Here is a 17,866-nt window from a genome sequence, read left to right as displayed (position 1 = left end):
CACTTATCATAAACTATCTTAATTTTGCTTAATTATTGAACATTAAATGACAATAGAAGATTTAGTAGGAACTTATGATATTATAGGCAGTAATCAAGATGAAAGTGATAACACCTACAAAGGCACACTCTCTTTAACTCTTGATAAAGACAACAGAATTATTGCCAAATGGCTTATTAACAAGCAACAAGAACAATTTGGTACCGGTTTCTTTAAAAAAAACATTTTAGTTATTAACTTTAACTACAGAGGCGATGATAACACTATATATAAAGGAGTCGCTGTGTACTCTTGCCTTTCTAAAAATATCTTAGATGGATTTTGGTCTGAAAAACACGGAAATCCCTTATTTCTAGGAGAAGAACGCTGTTTTAGAATACAAGAACAGCCCGAGTTAATCAATTAAATAAATATGCAGTGTCCATGTAACCCTAATAAAAAATACAGTGATTGCTGTCAAAAAGCACATCAAAATATTCATTCAGCTACCTCAGCTGAAGCTCTAATGCGTTCAAGATATAGTGCTTTTGTTTTAGCAGATATTAATTACCTACAAAAAAGTCACCACAGCAGCACCAGACCTTCTAAGCGAGAAAAGAAAGATATTTTAGCTTGGACAAAAGCTGTTAATTGGATAAAACTAGAAGTGCTACGTACAACAGAAACTACAGTTGAATTCAAAGCTTTTTTTATGGAAAATAGTAGTATCGATGTGATTCACGAAAACTCTATTTTTTGTAAAGAAAATGACCATTGGGTATATCTTGGTCAAAAATAAGACTGTCAAAAACGTCATTTCAACCAAAGGGAGAAATCTTTTGTTTGTTACTCGTTTTTGAGAGATTACTCCTCGTCCCTCGTTCGAAATGACACCTTAGACAGCTTTATCTATTTTACACCAAGAATTCAAATAAATTAGGTTTATCATTCAGGTATTCGCCAAAAAAATTTCGCTGTTTCATCCTATGAATTAACGGTTGTAAATCCTCTTTTTTCTCTAATTCTATACCAACAACAGCAGGACCATTTTCTCTGTTGGTTTTCTTAGAATATTCAAAAAAAGTAATATCGTCATTCTCTCCCAATACCTCAGCTACAAATTCTTTTAAAGCCCCAGCACGTTGTGGAAAACGAACAATAAAATAATGCTTCAATTTACTGTATAACAATGCACGTTCTTTTATTTCGGCGGTACGAGTAATATCATTGTTACTCCCACTAATAACACACACTACATTTTTACCTTTCAATTCTTCTTTGTAAAAATCAAGTGCACTTATAGTCAAAGCCCCAGCAGGCTCAACTACTATTGCCTCTTTATTATACATTTCTAAAATGGTCTGACATACTTTCCCTTCAGGAACAGTAATCATATTCGATAAGTTGTCTCTACAAATTTTATAGGTCAACGCTCCTACTTGTTGTACTGCTGCACCATCAACAAACTTATCGATGTTTTCTAACACAACATTTTTGTTTGCTTCTAACGATTTTTTCATAGAAGGTGCTCCTGCTGGCTCTACTCCTATAATTTTTGTTTTTGGAGATAATAACTTAAAAACACTTGATAAACCAGAAGCCAATCCACCTCCTCCAACAGGTACAAAAACATAGTCTATTGGTTGTTCAAATTGTTCTAAAACTTCTAAACCAACTGTGGCTTGCCCTTCAATAATTTTTTCATCATCAAATGGATGTACAAATGTCTTTTGCAAACTATCACATAAAAGTTTTGCAGCCTTGTAAGCATCATCAAATGTATCTCCTATCAATCGAATATCCACAAAATCACCACCGAACATTTTTACCTGCTCTACCTTTTGTTTAGGTGTTGGTGCAGGCATATAAATAGTTCCATAGATTTCTTTTTTTCTACATGCTAAGGCTACTCCCTGTGCATGATTTCCTGCACTAGCACACACAATTCCATTAGTTAGTTCCTCTTCTGTTAATGAACTTATCTTATTATAAGCTCCTCTAATTTTATAGGAACGGACCTGTTGTAAATCTTCTCTTTTTAATAAAATAGTAGCATTGAATTGCTGGGATAAATTAAAATTTTCTTGCAAAGGTGTAACTGCTACGACTTCTTGTAAAGTCGTAGCAGCTTGTTGTATTGCAGATAATTTAGGAAAATAGGTTTCTTTTTGAACTTCCATACGATTATGCTAAAACGGGTTCTTCTTTGCTTACATTGGTTTTTATTACCTTCATAGCCGTCATTGCTTCACGCAATTCTGCTCCTACTTTTTCAATAGGATGATTACGAATTGCTCTATTCACTTTAATTAATTCTAGATTATATACTTCGTTGGTAGCACTGTACTCTTTTCCAATAACATCAGTATTTATCGATTTCATAAAATCAATCAATATTGGTTTTGCTGCATGGTCAAATAAGTAGCATCCGTATTCAGCAGTATCAGAAATAATACGGTTCATTTCAAACAACTTCTTACGTGCTACCGTATTGGCTATTAATGGTAATTCGTGTAACGATTCATAGTATGCTGATGCCGAAATAATTCCTGATTTCACCATCGTTTCAAAAGCTAACTCAACTCCAGCTTTAACAAAAGCAACTAATAAAGTTCCTTTATCAAAATAGGCTTGTTCTGAGATTTCTTCAGAAGTAGCTGCTGTTTTCTCAAATTGCGTTTCTCCAGTAGCTGCTCTCCATGTTAATAGATTTACATCATCTTTTGCCCAATCTTCCATCATGGTTTTTGAAAAATGTCCTGACATGATATCATCCATGTGTTTATTAAACAACGGAGCTAACACTTCTTTCAATTCTTCAGAAAGTTGGTAAGCTTTAATTTTTGCAGGATTTGATAAACGATCCATCATATTGGTAATCCCTCCGTGCTTTAATGCTTCTGTAATCGTTTCCCATCCGTATTGAATTAACTTAGAAGCGTACGCTGGCTCTACTCCTTCTTCAACCATTTTATTAAAAGACAAAATTGATCCTGTTTGTAACACTCCACACAAGATGGTTTGTTCACCCATTAAGTCTGATTTTACCTCAGCAACAAACGATGATTCTAACACTCCTGCTTTATGCCCACCTGTTGCATATGCATAGGCTTTTGCTTGTGCTAATCCTTTATTCTCAGGATCATTTTCTGGATGCACTGCAATTAATGTTGGTACTCCAAACCCTCTCAAGTATTCCTCTCTAACTTCTGTTCCGGGGCACTTTGGCGCTACCATAATTACGGTCAAATCTTTACGTACTTGCATACCTTCTTCAACAATATTAAATCCGTGAGAATATGATAACGTCGCCCCTGACTTCATTAATGGCATTACTGCATTTACTACCTGTGTATGCTGTTTATCAGGTGTTAAATTACATACCAAATCAGCAATAGGAATTAATTCTTCGTATGTTCCTACTTCAAAACCGTGTTCGGTTGCGTTTTTGAATGACTGACGTTGCTCTTTAATAGCTGCTTCACGTAATGCATATGAAATATCTAACCCTGAATCGCGCATATTTAACCCTTGATTCAATCCTTGTGCTCCACATCCTACAATTACCACTTTTTTATCTTCCAATGCAGCCGTTCCTTCTGAAAATTCTTCAGCATTCATGAATCTACATTTTCCTAACTGTTCTAACTGCTCTCTTAATGATAATTGGTTGAAATAATTTTCCATTTCTTGTTGTATTTGTGTTGTTTGTTTATTGTTGTATTAATTGTAATAGTTGCGATACTGCCATTTCTTCTTTAGTAACCGCAATTCTTCCTGAACGAACAAATTGCTTTATGCCATGTTTATCTAATATATGATAGAGTTCTTCTACTTCTTCTTTACGTCCTGATTTTTCCAAAACAAAAAAGCTTTTATTTACATTAATGACTCTTGATTTACTTTGGTTGATAATAGTTTGAATTTCATCATTATCCGTTAACAAATCGGTACTTAGTTTGAATAAACACGATTCTTGATAAATCGTTTCTTCATCGGTATGATAAAAAGCTTTGATTACCTCTACTTGCTTTTCTATTTGACCAATTATTTTTTTCATTTGTTCCTCAGTAATCTTAACCAAAAGTGTAATTCTCGACACACTTTTAATTTCTGAAGAAGAGCTGTTGATACTCTCAATATTGATATGTCTTCGTTGAAATATTGCTGATATTCTATTTAACAACCCTACGTTATTTTCAGTATATATTGAAATTGTATAAGTGTTTTTTGTACTCATATTTTCTTATTTTAATCGAACATCAGATACTGACGCTCCTGTTGGAATCATTGGAAATACATTGTCTTCCTTTTCTACACAAACCTCAAGGAAATAGGCTTCTTTAGATTGTATCATTTCTTGGACAGCATTCGCCAAATCTTCTCTTTTAGTCACTCTGTTAGCTGCCATATGATACCCTTTAGCAATTGCTATAAAATCAGGATTTGTCATTACTGTAGAAGCATATCTCTTGTCAAAAAATAACTGTTGCCACTGGCGTACCATTCCTAAAAACTCATTGTTAAGCACTACAATTTTAACCGCTGCTTTGGTTTGTAAAATAGTTCCGAGTTCTTGTATGGTCATTTGGTAACCTCCATCACCAATAACAGCAACTACCTCACGCTCTGGGGTTCCCATTTTTGCTCCAATTGCCGCAGGTAAAGCAAAACCCATAGTTCCTAATCCACCTGATGTAATATTACTTTTCGTTTGATTGAATTCCGCATAACGACTTGCAATCATTTGATGTTGTCCAACATCAGTAACTACAATGGCTTTTCCTTCAGAGGCTTCATTTATTTGCTTAATAACCTCTCCCATTGTTAAACCTTCTTTCGTTGGAAACAAATCATTTTTTATCACGTTATCAAACTCTACAGCATCAAGGTTTCTAAATTCTTGTAACCATTCTTTGTGTGAGTTTTCTTCTAAAAGAGAAAGTGCTACCGTTAAGGTTTCTTTTACATTTCCTAAAACAGCTACGTCTGTCTTTACATTTTTGTCAACTTCCGCAGGATCTATTTCAAAATGCACCACTTTAGCTTGTTTCGCATAACGGCTTAAATCCCCAGTAACACGATCGTCAAAGCGCATTCCAACAGCTATTAACACATCACATTCGTTGGTCAATTTATTCGGACTGTAATTACCATGCATTCCTACCATTCCAACATGTAAAGGGTGTTTGGTTGGTAAAGCCGATAAGCCTAACAACGTACTTGCCGATGGAATTCCTGCTTTCTCTATAAAAGCTTTGAATTCTTCTTCTGCTTCTCCTAGTATTACTCCTTGTCCCCAAACTACAAATGGTCTTTCCGCATTGTTAATCAACTCAACGGCTGCTTCAACGCTTTGCATATTCATATTCGGAACAGGTTGATAACTTCGTACCGATGTGCACTTTTTGTATTCAAAATCAAACTCTTCAAATTGTGCATTTTTAGTAATGTCAATTAAAACTGGGCCAGGTCTTCCTGAACGGGCGATGTAAAATGCTTTTGCCATTACTTCGGGGATCTCACTTGCTTTGGTTATCTGATAATTCCACTTCGTTACTGGAGTTGAAATACCTACGATATCTGTTTCTTGAAAAGCATCAGACCCTAATAAGTGTGCTCCTACTTGTCCTGTAATACATACCATTGGTGTAGAATCTATCTGCGCATCGGCAATACCAGTAATTAAGTTCGTTGCACCTGGACCCGATGTTGCCATGGCTACACCAACCTTACCTGTAGCTCTCGCATAACCTTGTGCCGCATGAGTAGCCCCTTGCTCGTGACGTGTTAATACATGGTGTAATTTATCTTGATATTTATACAGTTCATCATATACAGGCATGATAGCTCCTCCTGGATACCCATACAATAAATCGACTCCTTCTGCTAATAAACATCTTACTACAGCTTCTGCACCTGTAATGGTTACTTTTTGTGTGATTTCTTGTTCTGTTTGTTGTTTCGTTTTTGTTTCCATAAACTCAGCTTTATGCTTTTAGCTTTTAGCTATATGCTTAGTTATTTTTATTAAATTTTTAGTGCTACTATATGTAGTCTTGAATCTTAATTCTCTCGTCTTTATCTAAAAATCAAACACCTTTAGGCAAGCCTCAAGAAATTTATCTTCTGGCTATCGCCCTGCGATTAAAATTCGTCGGTTACACATCCGTTAGATGCTGATGCTACTGTTCTTGCATATTTATATAGCACTCCCCTTTTCACTTTTAAAGGTGGAGCTATCCATTCTTGTTTTCTTTTAGTTAACTCTTCTTCTGAAACTTCTAGATTAATCGTATTCGTTTCTGCATTGATGGTTATGGTATCTCCATCTTTTACTAAAGCGATTACACCACCTTCTTGTGCTTCTGGCGTGATATGCCCTACTACAAATCCGTGAGTTCCTCCTGAGAAACGACCATCTGTAATTAGAGCAACATCTTTACCTAACCCTACTCCCATAATAGCGGCTGTTGGCTTTAGCATTTCTGGCATTCCTGGTCCTCCTTTAGGTCCTTCATAACGAATTACGACTACATCTCCTTTTTCAACTTTTCCATCTCGTATCCCATCATTTGCTGCGTATTCGCCTTCAAAAACTTTTGCTTTTCCAGAGAAATACAATCCTTCCTTTCCTGTTATTTTCGCTACTGAACCTTCTTTAGCTAAATTTCCGTAGAGCATTCGTAAATGCCCTGTAGCTTTGATAGGAGTTTCTAATGGTTTTACCACATCTTGCCCTTCCGTTAAACTTGGAACTGTTGCTAAATTTTCTGCTAGTGTTTTTCCTGTTACGGTTAAACAATCTCCATGTAATAACCCTTTTTCTAGTAAATACTTTAAAACTGCCGGTGTACCACCTACTTTATGCACATCCTCCATTAAATATTTTCCGCTAGGTTTTAAATCGGCTAGGAATGGCGTTTCATCAGAAATACGTTGAAAATCTTCCAAAGTAAATTGCACATCTGCTGCTTTTGCTATGGCTAAAAAGTGTAATACTGCATTGGTAGAACCTCCCATAACCGTTACCAACCGCACTGCATTTTCTAACGATTTTTTAGTAACGATGTCTGATGGTTTGATGTCTTTTTCTAGTAATACGCGTAGTGCTTCTCCTGCCTTAATACTTTCTTGCTCTTTGTTATCACTAATTGCAGGATTGGATGAATTGTAAGGCAAACTCATACCCAAGGCTTCAATTGCTGATGCCATAGTATTTGCGGTGTACATTCCTCCACAAGCTCCTGCTCCTGGACATGCCTTCTCAATCACATTTTGATATTCTTTTTGAGTAATGGTTCCTGCAACTTTCTCTCCCCAAGCTTCAAAAGCGGATACCACATCTAACTTTTTTCCTTCATGACATCCTGAGGCAATGGTTCCTCCATATACTAAAACTGATGGACGATTTAAACGCAACATTGCCATTAAGGCTCCTGGCATGTTCTTATCACACCCCACTACAGTTACCAATCCGTCATATGACATCGCTTGCACTACCGTTTCCATAGAATCGGCAATGACATCACGAGATGGTAGAGAATAGCGCATCCCTGGGGTTCCCATAGAAATTCCATCAGAAACACCTATGGTATTAAATATCAACCCTACTAAATCGGCATTTTCGGTTCCTTCTTTCACCAATTTTGCTAAATCGTTTAGGTGCATATTACACGGATTTCCTTCATATCCTGTACTTGCAATTCCTACCAAGGGTTTTTCTAAGTCTGATTTCGACAACCCTATGGCATGCAACATAGCTTGTGCTGCTGGTTGTGTGTCGTCTTGCGTTACTTGTTTACTAAATTTGTTTAGTTCCATGTTAGCTTGCTTTTCGTTTTTGACGTAAGCCTAACACTTCGTCTTTATATACTTTCATTAGTTTGTGCCCGTGTGATTTTTCCCACGCTAATGGAAATTGATAGTCATCTAACGACTGTAAACCAACTACTTCAGCTGCTGTTCCTGTAAAAAAACAAGCATCAGCATTTTTTAATTCTTCTAAAGTGAAATACTTTTCTTCTACAGAAATTCCTTCTTCTTTACATAAATCGATAACTGTAGCACGGGTAATTCCTGCCATAATGTGACCTCTTGGTGGCGTGTATAACTTCCCATCTTTCTGCATAAAAACATTTGCTCCAGAACATTCAGCTACATTGCCGTTCATATCTAATAACAATGCTTCATCATAACCGTTATTTTTTGCTTCGTTAGTTGATAATATTGAATTTGTATAGTGTCCTGTTACTTTAGCTTCTACAAAACATGACTTCGGATTCGGACGCTGAAACGACGATGTTTTAACACGTAGTAATTTATCTCCCATATACTTGCCCCACTCCCAACATTGTATTACTAAGTTCGTCTCTTTAGAAGTTAACAAACTCATATCTGATCCTGTAGTGACTAACGGACGGATGTATGCGTCTTTTAAACCATTACGTTCCAATAATTCATAAGTAATTTGCGTTAGTTGTTCTTCAGAATAATCCAATTGAATATTCATGACTTCTGCTCCATACTTAAGCCTTTTGTAATGCTCATATGACTTAAAAATTTTAGTTCCTTCGTTGGTATTGTATGCTCTTATACCTTCGAAAACCCCATTTCCATAGTGTAAACTTTGACTATACAAGTTAGCGCTTGCGTCTACGGCTTTGATAAACTCTCCGTTGTAATAGATTACTGTTTCTTCGTTGTAATACATTTTTTCAGTTGTTTTGCTGTTCAAAATTATTTTTCGCTTTTTAATTTACTTTCTTGTTTTGTAAGGCTTTGATGATTTTCACTGACTCCAAAAAACAAGCAAAAAACTCAAAACCAAGCACTTAAAACCAAATCATTATGATATTCACGGAATAAAAAAAGCCTGTATCAAGAGTTAGATACAGGCTTCCTTATAGGCAATAACTATCTGTATCAACTCGGTGGAGAGCTAATAATGACAATAATAATTACCACGATGTTAAAAATTTGATTCATGTTTTTTGCAACTAAAAAAGGCTTCCTAAATTTAGGAAGCCTTCTTGATTAATTTATATGTTAAATATTAAATACCGCTTCCCTATTCTTGTGAAATAATCACAATGACAATAATAATAGAAATGATATTTAATATTTGTTTTTTCATCTGATATCACAAATATTTGAAATTATTTTTTAGTTATCCTAATATTTTTTTGTTTTTTTTATTTCTCCCCTTAAAAACACACCTCCTAACCCACTGTTTTACTTAACATTATAAAAGTTTTTATTTTTTATTTAGCATTTATCAAAATTTATTTTATAGATTTGTGCCGTTATGCAAACAAATAAAATATACAACTATATACCCAGTTTTTTAGTGCGGTCTTTCAACCGACGCTAGTCTTCCTTTTGTCCTAAACTGAGTATTGTATAATTTTATTTTCATTCTTTTGATTTCTATAATCTACATTTTTATATCGTTATTAACTCTTGTTATTGTTTTCAATAACATTACTGTTGTACGACCTATTTTTATCCGACGTCGCCCGTAAGGGTATTACTTCATTTTGGGAACCTAGGTGTGTCCAGTTCTTCTTTCAAACTAAGGATTATTAACAAAAAATATAATTAAAATCAATTTCAATGAGAGTTGTTATTGCTGATCAATCGCATAGTAAGTATGCCGAAATTATTTGTCAAACTATTGACGAAGCTGCTCTGGTTAGAGGCACAGGAATTGCCAAAAGAAAACCAGAATACATCATTACAAAGCTAGAAAATGGTAACGCTGTTATTGCCTTAGATGGCGATCAATTTGCTGGCTTTTGTTATATCGAAGCCTGGAGTCATGGCAAATTTGTAGCGAATTCTGGGTTGATTGTTCACCCAAACTATAGAGGTATCGGTTTAGCCAAACAAATAAAAAAAGTAGTTTTTGAGCATTCTAAAGCTAAATTTCCTAATGCCAAAATATTTAGTATCACAACTGGTTTGGCAGTTATGAAACTCAATAGCGAACTAGGTTATAAACCTGTTACTTTTTCTGAACTTACAGAAGATCAATCTTTTTGGAATGGATGTCAGACCTGTAAAAATTACGACGTGCTACAACGTACTCAACAAAAAATGTGTTTGTGTACTGGTATGTTATACGATCCGAACAAAAAAACTCAGAACATAAAAGTAAAAGAGAAAGTCTTTCAAAGGCTAAAAAGAATCAAGGAAACCATCTTCCTAAAAAAAGACAAAAAATGAAAAAATTAGTAATTGCTTATAGTGGCGGATTAGATACTTCGTACTGTGCGGTAAGCTTATCAAAACAAGGATATAAAGTTCATGCTGTTAGCGTAAACACTGGCGGGTTTTCTTCCGAAGAAATTAAACAAATTGAACACAACGCCTACACGATGGGTGTTGCTACCTATAAAAACATTAATGCCATAACTGATTATTACAGTAAAGTAATTAAGTACTTAATTTTTGGTAACGTGTTAAAAAACAATACGTATCCACTTTCTGTAAGTGCCGAAAGAATTATACAAGCCATAGAAATAGTAAACTATGCTAAAAGTATTGGTGCTAGCTTTATTGCGCATGGTAGTACAGGTGCTGGAAACGATCAGGTGAGGTTTGATATGATTTTTCAAACTATTGCTCCTGAAATTGAAATCATCACACCTATAAGAGATTTACAACTTTCAAGACAGGAAGAAATTGAGTATTTAAAAAGTAACGGAATCGATTTGTCATGGGAAAAAGCTAAATATTCTGTCAACAAAGGTTTATGGGGAACCAGTGTGGGAGGTGAAGAAACTTTAACTTCAGAACATCCGTTACCAGAACACGCCTACCCTTCTCAAGTAACAAAAATAGTACCTGAACAAGTAAAGCTTTCTTTTGTAAAGGGTGAGTTAGTGGCCATTAATGATGACGAAAAAGCTCCTGTGCAAAATATTGAACAATTGAATGCCTTAGCTTCTAAATTCGGAATTGGTAGAGATATTCACGTGGGCGATACTATTGTAGGAATTAAAGGAAGAGTTGGTTTTGAAGCTGCTGCAGCGTTAATTACTATTAAAGCACATCACTTACTAGAGAAACACACCTTAACCAAGTGGCAATTACAACACAAAGAGTATTTAGCTAGCTTTTACGGGATGCACTTACATGAAGGTCAGTATTTAGATCCTGTAATGAGAGATATGGAAGCTTTTTTTGAGAACAGTCAGTCAAAAGTTACGGGTGATGTTTTTGTGACGCTAAAACCATATCACTTTACCTTAGATGGAATTGATTCTCCACATGATTTAATGAATGCCAAATTTGGTAGTTACGGTGAAATAAACAAAGGATGGACTGCTGAAGATGCGAAAGGTTTTATCAAAATCTTAGGAAATCAGAATAAAATATACCAACAAGTTAATCAGTAGACAGTAAACAGTGAGTGATTAACAATAAACAGATTGCCACGCTTCGCTCGCAATGACAAAAACATCATCATGAGGAGTGATAACGACGTGATGATCTCATGAATGAAAACTCATTCTACTATTTAAAACAACAAACAATATGATACAAGTAGGAATCATCGGAGGTGCTGGTTATACAGCAGGAGAGTTAATTAGGCTTTTATTACAACATCCAAAAGCGACTATTAATTTTGTGTATAGCACTTCTAATGCCGGTAATAAAATAGCGAATGTCCATCAGGATTTGGTGGGGAGTACTGATTTAACATTCACCAATAAAATCAATGCTTCAGTAGATGTGCTGTTTTTATGCTTAGGGCATGGAAATTCTAAACAGTTTTTAGAAACACATACCTTTTCAAATCATACAAAAATTATTGATTTAGGGAACGATTTTAGACTAGAAGCAGATAGTACCTTTCAAGGAAAAGAGTTTGTGTATGGTTTACCTGAGTTTCAAAAAGAAGCAATACAAAACACTTCTTATATTGCCAATCCAGGTTGTTTTGCTACGGCTATTCAATTAGGATTACTTCCATTAGCTGACACTGGTTTATTACAGAATGATTTACATATCAATGCAGTTACAGGTGCAACAGGTGCAGGAACTTCACTATCAGCAACTACTCATTTTACATGGAGAGATAATAATTTTTCATACTATAAACCTTTTACACATCAGCATTTAGGAGAAATCAATCAGACCTTGCATACGCTTCAATCTAGTTTTGAATCAGAGGTATTGTTTCTTCCTAACAGAGGAGATTTTTCCAGAGGTATTCACGCAACGTTATACACAGATTTTGAAGGAAGTTTAGAAGAAGCTCAACAACTGTATTCAGACTACTATAAAGGTGCTGTTTTTACACACATAGCTGATAATGAACTACACTTAAAACAGGTAGTAAACACTAATAAGTGTTTAATTCATTTGCATAAACACGGAGATAAGCTCCTCATAACAAGCATTATTGATAATTTATTAAAAGGAGCTTCTGGGCAAGCAGTCCAGAATATGAACTTACTATTTGGTTTTCAAGAGAATACAGGATTACAATTAAAAGCCAACTATTTTTAACCCTCACAGAAGGGTTAAGTAAACCAAAATGAATGTCTTAATACAAGAAGTGAATAATACAAAACACTTTATCTAAACTAAACTTTCTCAAATGAAAATAGCAATTATAGGAACAGGTAACTTAGGAAAATCGATCGCTAAAGGATTGATACAAAACAATTCGTTTTCTCAACTTTTCTTAACCAAGAGAAACATTGAAGAACTCAATGAATTTAAAGAGGTACCCAACGTTTTCATTAGTTCTAATAACAAGGAAGCAATCACAGCATCTGATGTGCTAATTTTTGCAGTACAACCAACACATTTAGAAACTCTTTTAAAAGAAACTGATTCTCTGTTATCAGATAATCATATAGTAATTTCTACAGTTGCTGGTTTTTCTATTGAAAAAATGGAAATGCTTATTGGTTCAGATACTACTATTATCAGAACCATGCCTAATACTGCTATTGCCGTTGGAAAATCGATGACTTGTCTTAGTGGTAATACTCAAAAGAAGGAAGATTTAGAAATAGCTACAACTATTTTTAATCAACTAGGAACTTCAATGATTATTCCTGAAGATCAAATGCAAGCAGCCACTGTAATATGTGCTAGTGGAATTGCTTTTTGGATGCGCTTAATACGGGCAACTACACAAGCCGCTATTCAGTTAGGTTTCGATGCAAAAGAAGCACAAGAACTTGCGATGTATACCAGCGAAGGTGCTGCGAACCTACTCATAGCTACCCAAAATCATCCTGAAGAAGAAATCGATAAAGTTACCACCCCAAAAGGCTGTACCATCGAAGGTTTGAATGAAATGGAACACAAAGGTTTAAGTGCTGCTTTAATACAGGGAATGGTTGCTTCATTCAACAAAATTAACACCATAAAAAAAGAAAACTAATGAGTTTATTTAACGTATATCCTCTATTTGATATCACCCCAGTAACCGCCAACGATGTATATGTATACGACGATAAAGGCACAGAGTATTTAGATTTATATGGCGGACATGCCGTAATTTCAATCGGGCACTCACACCCTACCTATGTAAAAAACATTAGTGAGCAAGTAAGCAAACTAGGCTTTTATAGCAACGCGATTCAGAATCCGTTGCAAGTAGAATTAGCATTACAACTAAAAAACATATCTGGCTGTAAAGATTATCAACTATTCTTATGCAATTCGGGAGCTGAAGCCAATGAAAATGCCTTAAAACTAGCTTCTTTTCATACAGATAAGCAAAAGGTAATTGCCTTTAAGAATTCATTTCACGGACGTACTTCTGCAGCCGTAGCAGCAACCGATAATCCTAAGATTGTAGCGCCTATCAATGCGCAGCAAGAAGTTATCTTTTTAGAGTTTGAAGATTTAGCAGGTGTTGAAAAAGCCTTACAAAACAATGATGTTTGTGCCATTATTATTGAAACCATTCAAGGTATTGGTGGATTAGACGAAGCATCAACTACTTTTTACCAAGGATTAGAAAACCTATGTAAACAATACAACACGTTATTAATTGCTGATGAAATTCAGTGCGGATTTGGTAGAACGGGTGATTTCTTTGCTTTTCAAAAACACGACATTACTCCGCATATCATTTCTATGGCAAAGGGAATGGGGAACGGATTTCCTGTTGGCGGAATTTTAATTCATCCAAGTATTGAAGCTTCTTATGGGTTATTAGGGACTACCTTTGGTGGTAATCACTTAGCTTGTGCAGCTTCCTTAGCTGTTCTTGAAACCATCCAAAAAGAACAATTGATGGAAAATGCACAGCAAATTGCTGCGTATTTTATGGAACAAGCAGCTTCTATTCCGCAGATAACAACTGTAAAAGGAAGAGGTCTCATGTTAGGTTTGGAATTCGTTTTTCCTATTGCTGACCTAAGAAAGAACCTAATATTCAAGCATCATATTTTCACAGGGAGCGCTAAGAATCCGAACTTATTAAGAATCCTTCCACCATTAACCATTCAAAAGCAACATATCGATGTGTTTTTCGAGGCTTTAAAAAAGGAACTGTCATGAAAAAATACACCAGCCTAAACGACATTGAAAACCTTTCAGATACCATTCAAAAGGCAATTCAATTAAAAGAAAATCCCTATCAGTTTACTGATTTAGGACAACATAAAACCTTAGTCATGATTTTTTTCAATGCTAGTTTACGTACAAGGTTAAGCACCGAAAAAGCGGCTAAAAACTTAGGTATGGAGGTAAGCGTGTTAAATATTACCAATGCTTGGAATATGGAATTTGAAGACGGTACTGTGATGAATTTAAGTACTTCAGAGCATATTAAAGAAGCTACCATGGTAATTTCTCAGTATGCAGATATGATTGCAGTAAGAGCTTTTCCGACGTTGAAAGACAAAGAAAAAGACACCTCTGAAATTGTACTCAACAGTTTTGTAAAATATGCTACGGTTCCTGTTATCAATATGGAAAGCGCTACTGACCATCCGTTACAAGCTTTGGCAGATGCAATTACGATTACGGAAACTAAAAAAACTGATAAACCTAAAGTTGTGTTGTCTTGGGCTCCACACCCCAAAGCATTACCACATTCGGTTGCCAATGCTTTTGTTCACCTCATGCACAAAATGGATGTAGAGTTTGTTATAACGCATCCCGAAGGGTACGAGTTAGATTCTGAAATCACACAACACTTTCCTATCGAATACGATCAAGAGAAAGCTTTTGAAAATGCCGACTTTATCTATGCTAAAAACTGGAGTTCTTTTAATGAATATGGTAAAATACTAAATGAAGACCCCAACTGGATGATTACTCAGGAAAAAATAGGTGCTGCTAAATTTATGCACTGCTTACCTATTAGAAGAAATGTGGTAGCAGAAGATGCGGTTTTAGATGGTGACAATTCTCTTGTGATTGAACAAGCCAACAACAGAACCTTTGCTGCACAGATAGTACTAAAAGAGATTTTAATTCATTTAAGCTGAATTTAAATTTTGACTTGTCAGTTCGAGTGTCGACCGCAGGGAGATGTATCGAGAACTACTTGAAAACGTCTCGATACAATTTTTCTTCCTTTCAGTACGAAAAATAACTCGACGTGACATTTAATGAAAAGAGAATTAAAATATGAAAACTGTCTGTAAAAAAAAATAATGAATGAAAAAGCGGAAGTGCTAAGCGTAGCTTTAAGCATGAAGCTTTGAAAATGAGTGGTGCGTAGCAATTTTCTCTTTACTGACTTGATTTTTTGGTTCGTTTTTTATCAAGAAAAAATGAACAATAAATTAAACTTAAAACTAAAAATGAAAACTATAAAGATTGTAAAAATAGGTGGAAACATCATTAATGATGAGAAAGCCTTACATAGTTTCTTAGCTGATTTCGCTCAACTAAAAGGTCCGAAAGTATTAGTTCATGGTGGAGGTAAACTAGCTTCTGAATTGGCTAAACAGTTGAATATTCCTGTGATGATGATTGATGGCAGACGTGTAACCGATACGCAAACTTTAGATTTGATTACTATGGTATATGCAGGTAAAATCAACAAGCAAATTGTTGCGCAGTTACAAGCGCATAACACCAACGCTATAGGTTTTACAGGAGCGGACGGAAATACTATTGTATCAACCAAACGTCCTGCAGAACCTATAGATTACGGATTTGCAGGCGACGTTGTTACCGTAAACCCGCAAGTACTAACCATATTAATTAATAACGAAGTAACGCCTGTGTTTTGTGCGATTACGCACGATGCTAACGGACAGTTATTAAACACAAATGCAGATACCATAGCCTCAGAAATTGCTATAGGTCTCTCTGCTCATTTTAGTACAGAACTATATTACTGTTTTGAAAAATCAGGAGTGCTAAGTGATGTAACCGATGACAACTCTATTATCGAACAAATCACTTCAGAATCCTACGCGCAATTAAAAGCTGACGGAGTCATATTTGAAGGAATGCTTCCTAAACTAGATAACTGCTTTCACGCCCTAAAAAACAACGTTCAAAAAGTACACATAGGCAATACAGCTATGGTATTTAACTCAAAAAACAAACACACCTCATTACAACTATCATGATACAAAGACTTACCACAAAAGCCATCAATCTGTTAAAAAACCTAATAGAAACACCATCTTTTTCTTCGGAAGAAGATGCTACTGCCCTACTGCTAGAAAACTGGTTTAAAGAGTATGATATTCCATACACTAGAACTCAGAACAATGTGTGGTCGGTAAACAAACATTTTGATGCTAACAAACCTACGCTGTTACTCAACTCGCATCACGATACGGTAAAACCTAATAACGGCTATACCAAAGATCCTTTTAAAGCGATTGTGGAAGAAGGAAAACTCTATGGTTTGGGAAGTAACGATGCGGGAGGCTGTTTGGTATCATTACTAGCAACCTATACCTATTTCTATCAAAAAGAAAACTTAGCGTATAATTTGGTATTTGCAGGAACTGCCGAAGAAGAAAGCAGCGGTCCTAACGGTTTAAACGGATTACTAAAAACCTTACCTAACATTGATGTAGCCATCGTAGGAGAACCTACTTTAATGAATTTAGCTATTGCTGAAAAAGGTCTAGTCGTTTTTGACGCTGAGGTAAGCGGAACCCCTAGTCATGCAGCACATCCGAACCATGATAATGCTATTTACAACACCATTGAAGTATTGCAGTGGTTTAAAAATATTGAGTTTGAAAAAACTTCTGAAATCTTGGGAGACGTAAAACTCACGGTAACACAAATCAATGCAGGAAAACAACACAACGCTGTTCCTTCCGAAGTAAAATTAGTGGTCGATGTTCGTGTAAACGATAAATACACCAATCAAGAAGTTAGCGACTATTTACAGCAAAATGCGCCTTGTAACATACAACCAAGAAGTTTGAATTTGAATTCATCATCAATACCAAAAGAACACCCTTTGGTGCAAGCAGGTATTACTTTAGGAAGAAAAACCTATGGTTCTCCTACCCTATCTGACCAAGCAGTGTTGAGCTGTCCGTCATTAAAATTAGGACCTGGAGACAGCACACGTTCACACACCGCTGATGAGTTTATTTATCTTCAAGAGATTGAGGAAGGAATTGAGTTGTATGTTAAGCTTTTAGAGAACGTATTAAAAGGAGTTAAGAATTAGCTACTGTACACATGTCAGTTCGAGTGATTTTTATTGAGTGATAGCGAAGTAAAAATTGTATCGAGAACTATTCGAAAACTTCTCGGTACAAAATTATTTTTATTTCATTTCAATAATTTTACTCGAAGTGACATTATAAATAACAAATAAAAAACATAGAAAAGAGATACAAGACCTCTTTTTCTAAAGCAAATCGTCATTCCGACCAGAGGGAGGAATCTCATTAAAAAGAGTAACTCATAAGTTTGA

At 35.4% G+C, this 17,866-nt stretch carries 16 protein-coding genes; 10 read left to right on the top strand and 6 right to left on the bottom strand.

Features of this window, described 5'->3' with window-relative positions; translation table 11 throughout:
* Positions 1-46: 46 nt before the first annotated feature.
* Positions 47-406 (top strand): hypothetical protein, encoded by a 360-nt coding sequence (locus tag NH341_RS08510; protein WP_159616430.1) that lies wholly within the window; start codon positions 47-49, stop codon positions 404-406.
* 6 nt (positions 407-412) lie between these two features.
* Positions 413-778 carry a YchJ family protein gene (locus NH341_RS08505; protein WP_159491314.1) on the top strand — a complete coding sequence of 122 codons (366 nt, stop codon included), beginning with the start codon at positions 413-415 and terminating at the stop codon, positions 776-778.
* 115 nt (positions 779-893) lie between these two features.
* Here the strand turns inward: NH341_RS08505 and ilvA are convergent, their stop codons facing one another.
* The 6 genes from ilvA to NH341_RS08475 all read right to left on the bottom strand — a co-directional run bounded on the left by ilvA (position 894) and on the right by NH341_RS08475 (position 8,692).
* The gene (ilvA, locus tag NH341_RS08500) at positions 894-2,159 is read right to left on the bottom strand and encodes a threonine ammonia-lyase IlvA (RefSeq protein WP_253056448.1); all 1,266 of its coding nucleotides are present in this window, start codon (positions 2,157-2,159) and stop codon (positions 894-896) included.
* 4 nt (positions 2,160-2,163) lie between these two features.
* A complete protein-coding gene (gene ilvC, locus NH341_RS08495) occupies positions 2,164-3,666 on the bottom strand; it encodes a ketol-acid reductoisomerase (protein ID WP_253056446.1) in 1,503 nt (500 codons plus the stop codon).
* A 25-nt stretch (positions 3,667-3,691) separates the two neighbouring features.
* Positions 3,692-4,219, bottom strand: a complete 528-nt coding sequence (gene ilvN / locus NH341_RS08490; protein WP_253056444.1) for an acetolactate synthase small subunit — start codon at positions 4,217-4,219, stop codon at positions 3,692-3,694.
* Between the two features lie 6 nt (positions 4,220-4,225).
* Complete coding sequence (gene ilvB / locus NH341_RS08485) at positions 4,226-5,959, bottom strand: biosynthetic-type acetolactate synthase large subunit (protein ID WP_253056442.1); 1,734 nt, start codon at positions 5,957-5,959, stop codon at positions 4,226-4,228.
* A 167-nt stretch (positions 5,960-6,126) separates the two neighbouring features.
* Entirely contained in the window at positions 6,127-7,803 is a 1,677-nt protein-coding gene (gene ilvD, locus NH341_RS08480) for a dihydroxy-acid dehydratase (RefSeq protein ID WP_253056440.1), read from the bottom strand.
* 1 nt (position 7,804) lies between these two features.
* The gene (locus NH341_RS08475) at positions 7,805-8,692 is read right to left on the bottom strand and encodes a branched-chain amino acid transaminase (RefSeq protein ID WP_253056438.1); all 888 of its coding nucleotides are present in this window, start codon (positions 8,690-8,692) and stop codon (positions 7,805-7,807) included.
* A gap of 902 nt (positions 8,693-9,594) precedes the next feature.
* Between NH341_RS08475 and NH341_RS08470 the strand changes: the two genes are divergently transcribed.
* The 8 genes from NH341_RS08470 (at position 9,595) to NH341_RS08435 (ending at position 17,617) form a co-directional block, all read left to right on the top strand.
* Complete coding sequence (locus NH341_RS08470) at positions 9,595-10,206, top strand: GNAT family N-acetyltransferase (RefSeq protein WP_253056436.1); 612 nt, start codon at positions 9,595-9,597, stop codon at positions 10,204-10,206.
* A complete protein-coding gene (argG, locus tag NH341_RS08465) occupies positions 10,203-11,381 on the top strand; it encodes an argininosuccinate synthase (RefSeq protein ID WP_253056434.1) in 1,179 nt (392 codons plus the stop codon). The genes NH341_RS08470 and argG overlap by 4 nt, the downstream gene beginning before the upstream one ends.
* Positions 11,382-11,520: 139 nt before the next feature.
* Positions 11,521-12,498, top strand: a complete 978-nt coding sequence (gene argC / locus NH341_RS08460) for an N-acetyl-gamma-glutamyl-phosphate reductase (protein WP_253056432.1) — start codon at positions 11,521-11,523, stop codon at positions 12,496-12,498.
* A gap of 91 nt (positions 12,499-12,589) precedes the next feature.
* Positions 12,590-13,387 (top strand): pyrroline-5-carboxylate reductase, encoded by a 798-nt coding sequence (proC, locus tag NH341_RS08455; RefSeq protein ID WP_253056430.1) that lies wholly within the window; start codon positions 12,590-12,592, stop codon positions 13,385-13,387.
* Positions 13,387-14,514: an aspartate aminotransferase family protein gene (locus tag NH341_RS08450; RefSeq protein WP_253056428.1), complete on the top strand. Its 1,128-nt coding sequence runs from the start codon at positions 13,387-13,389 to the stop codon at positions 14,512-14,514. Before proC ends, NH341_RS08450 begins: the two co-directional genes overlap by 1 nt.
* The gene (locus NH341_RS08445; protein WP_253056426.1) at positions 14,511-15,449 is read left to right on the top strand and encodes an acetylornithine carbamoyltransferase; all 939 of its coding nucleotides are present in this window, start codon (positions 14,511-14,513) and stop codon (positions 15,447-15,449) included. Before NH341_RS08450 ends, NH341_RS08445 begins: the two co-directional genes overlap by 4 nt.
* A 318-nt stretch (positions 15,450-15,767) precedes the next feature.
* Positions 15,768-16,547 (top strand): acetylglutamate kinase, encoded by a 780-nt coding sequence (gene argB, locus NH341_RS08440; protein WP_253056424.1) that lies wholly within the window; start codon positions 15,768-15,770, stop codon positions 16,545-16,547.
* Complete coding sequence (locus NH341_RS08435) at positions 16,544-17,617, top strand: M20 family metallo-hydrolase (RefSeq protein WP_173360345.1); 1,074 nt, start codon at positions 16,544-16,546, stop codon at positions 17,615-17,617. Before argB ends, NH341_RS08435 begins: the two co-directional genes overlap by 4 nt.
* Positions 17,618-17,866 lie beyond the last annotated feature (249 nt).

It is taken from the genome of Tenacibaculum sp. XPcli2-G, from assembly GCF_024124505.1.
GTDB lineage: Bacteria > Bacteroidota > Bacteroidia > Flavobacteriales > Flavobacteriaceae > Polaribacter > Polaribacter mesophilus.
The sequence above is the reverse complement of the archived record's forward strand: the minus strand, read 5'-3'. Positions and strand labels throughout refer to the sequence as shown.

What these genes read in the sequence shown, in the direction of transcription:
- NH341_RS08510 (WP_159616430.1), top strand. Translation starts at nt 47, where the DNA reads ATGACAATAGAAGATTTAGTAGGAACTTATGATATTATAGGCAGTAAT.
- NH341_RS08505 (WP_159491314.1), top strand. Translation starts at nt 413, where the DNA reads ATGCAGTGTCCATGTAACCCTAATAAAAAATACAGTGATTGCTGTCAA.
- ilvA (WP_253056448.1), bottom strand. Translation starts at nt 2,159, where the DNA reads ATGGAAGTTCAAAAAGAAACCTATTTTCCTAAATTATCTGCAATACAA.
- ilvC (WP_253056446.1), bottom strand. Translation starts at nt 3,666, where the DNA reads ATGGAAAATTATTTCAACCAATTATCATTAAGAGAGCAGTTAGAACAG.
- ilvN (WP_253056444.1), bottom strand. Translation starts at nt 4,219, where the DNA reads ATGAGTACAAAAAACACTTATACAATTTCAATATATACTGAAAATAAC.
- ilvB (WP_253056442.1), bottom strand. Translation starts at nt 5,959, where the DNA reads ATGGAAACAAAAACGAAACAACAAACAGAACAAGAAATCACACAAAAA.
- ilvD (WP_253056440.1), bottom strand. Translation starts at nt 7,803, where the DNA reads ATGGAACTAAACAAATTTAGTAAACAAGTAACGCAAGACGACACACAA.
- NH341_RS08475 (WP_253056438.1), bottom strand. Translation starts at nt 8,692, where the DNA reads ATGTATTACAACGAAGAAACAGTAATCTATTACAACGGAGAGTTTATC.
- NH341_RS08470 (WP_253056436.1), top strand. Translation starts at nt 9,595, where the DNA reads ATGAGAGTTGTTATTGCTGATCAATCGCATAGTAAGTATGCCGAAATT.
- argG (WP_253056434.1), top strand. Translation starts at nt 10,203, where the DNA reads ATGAAAAAATTAGTAATTGCTTATAGTGGCGGATTAGATACTTCGTAC.
- argC (WP_253056432.1), top strand. Translation starts at nt 11,521, where the DNA reads ATGATACAAGTAGGAATCATCGGAGGTGCTGGTTATACAGCAGGAGAG.
- proC (WP_253056430.1), top strand. Translation starts at nt 12,590, where the DNA reads ATGAAAATAGCAATTATAGGAACAGGTAACTTAGGAAAATCGATCGCT.
- NH341_RS08450 (WP_253056428.1), top strand. Translation starts at nt 13,387, where the DNA reads ATGAGTTTATTTAACGTATATCCTCTATTTGATATCACCCCAGTAACC.
- NH341_RS08445 (WP_253056426.1), top strand. Translation starts at nt 14,511, where the DNA reads ATGAAAAAATACACCAGCCTAAACGACATTGAAAACCTTTCAGATACC.
- argB (WP_253056424.1), top strand. Translation starts at nt 15,768, where the DNA reads ATGAAAACTATAAAGATTGTAAAAATAGGTGGAAACATCATTAATGAT.
- NH341_RS08435 (WP_173360345.1), top strand. Translation starts at nt 16,544, where the DNA reads ATGATACAAAGACTTACCACAAAAGCCATCAATCTGTTAAAAAACCTA.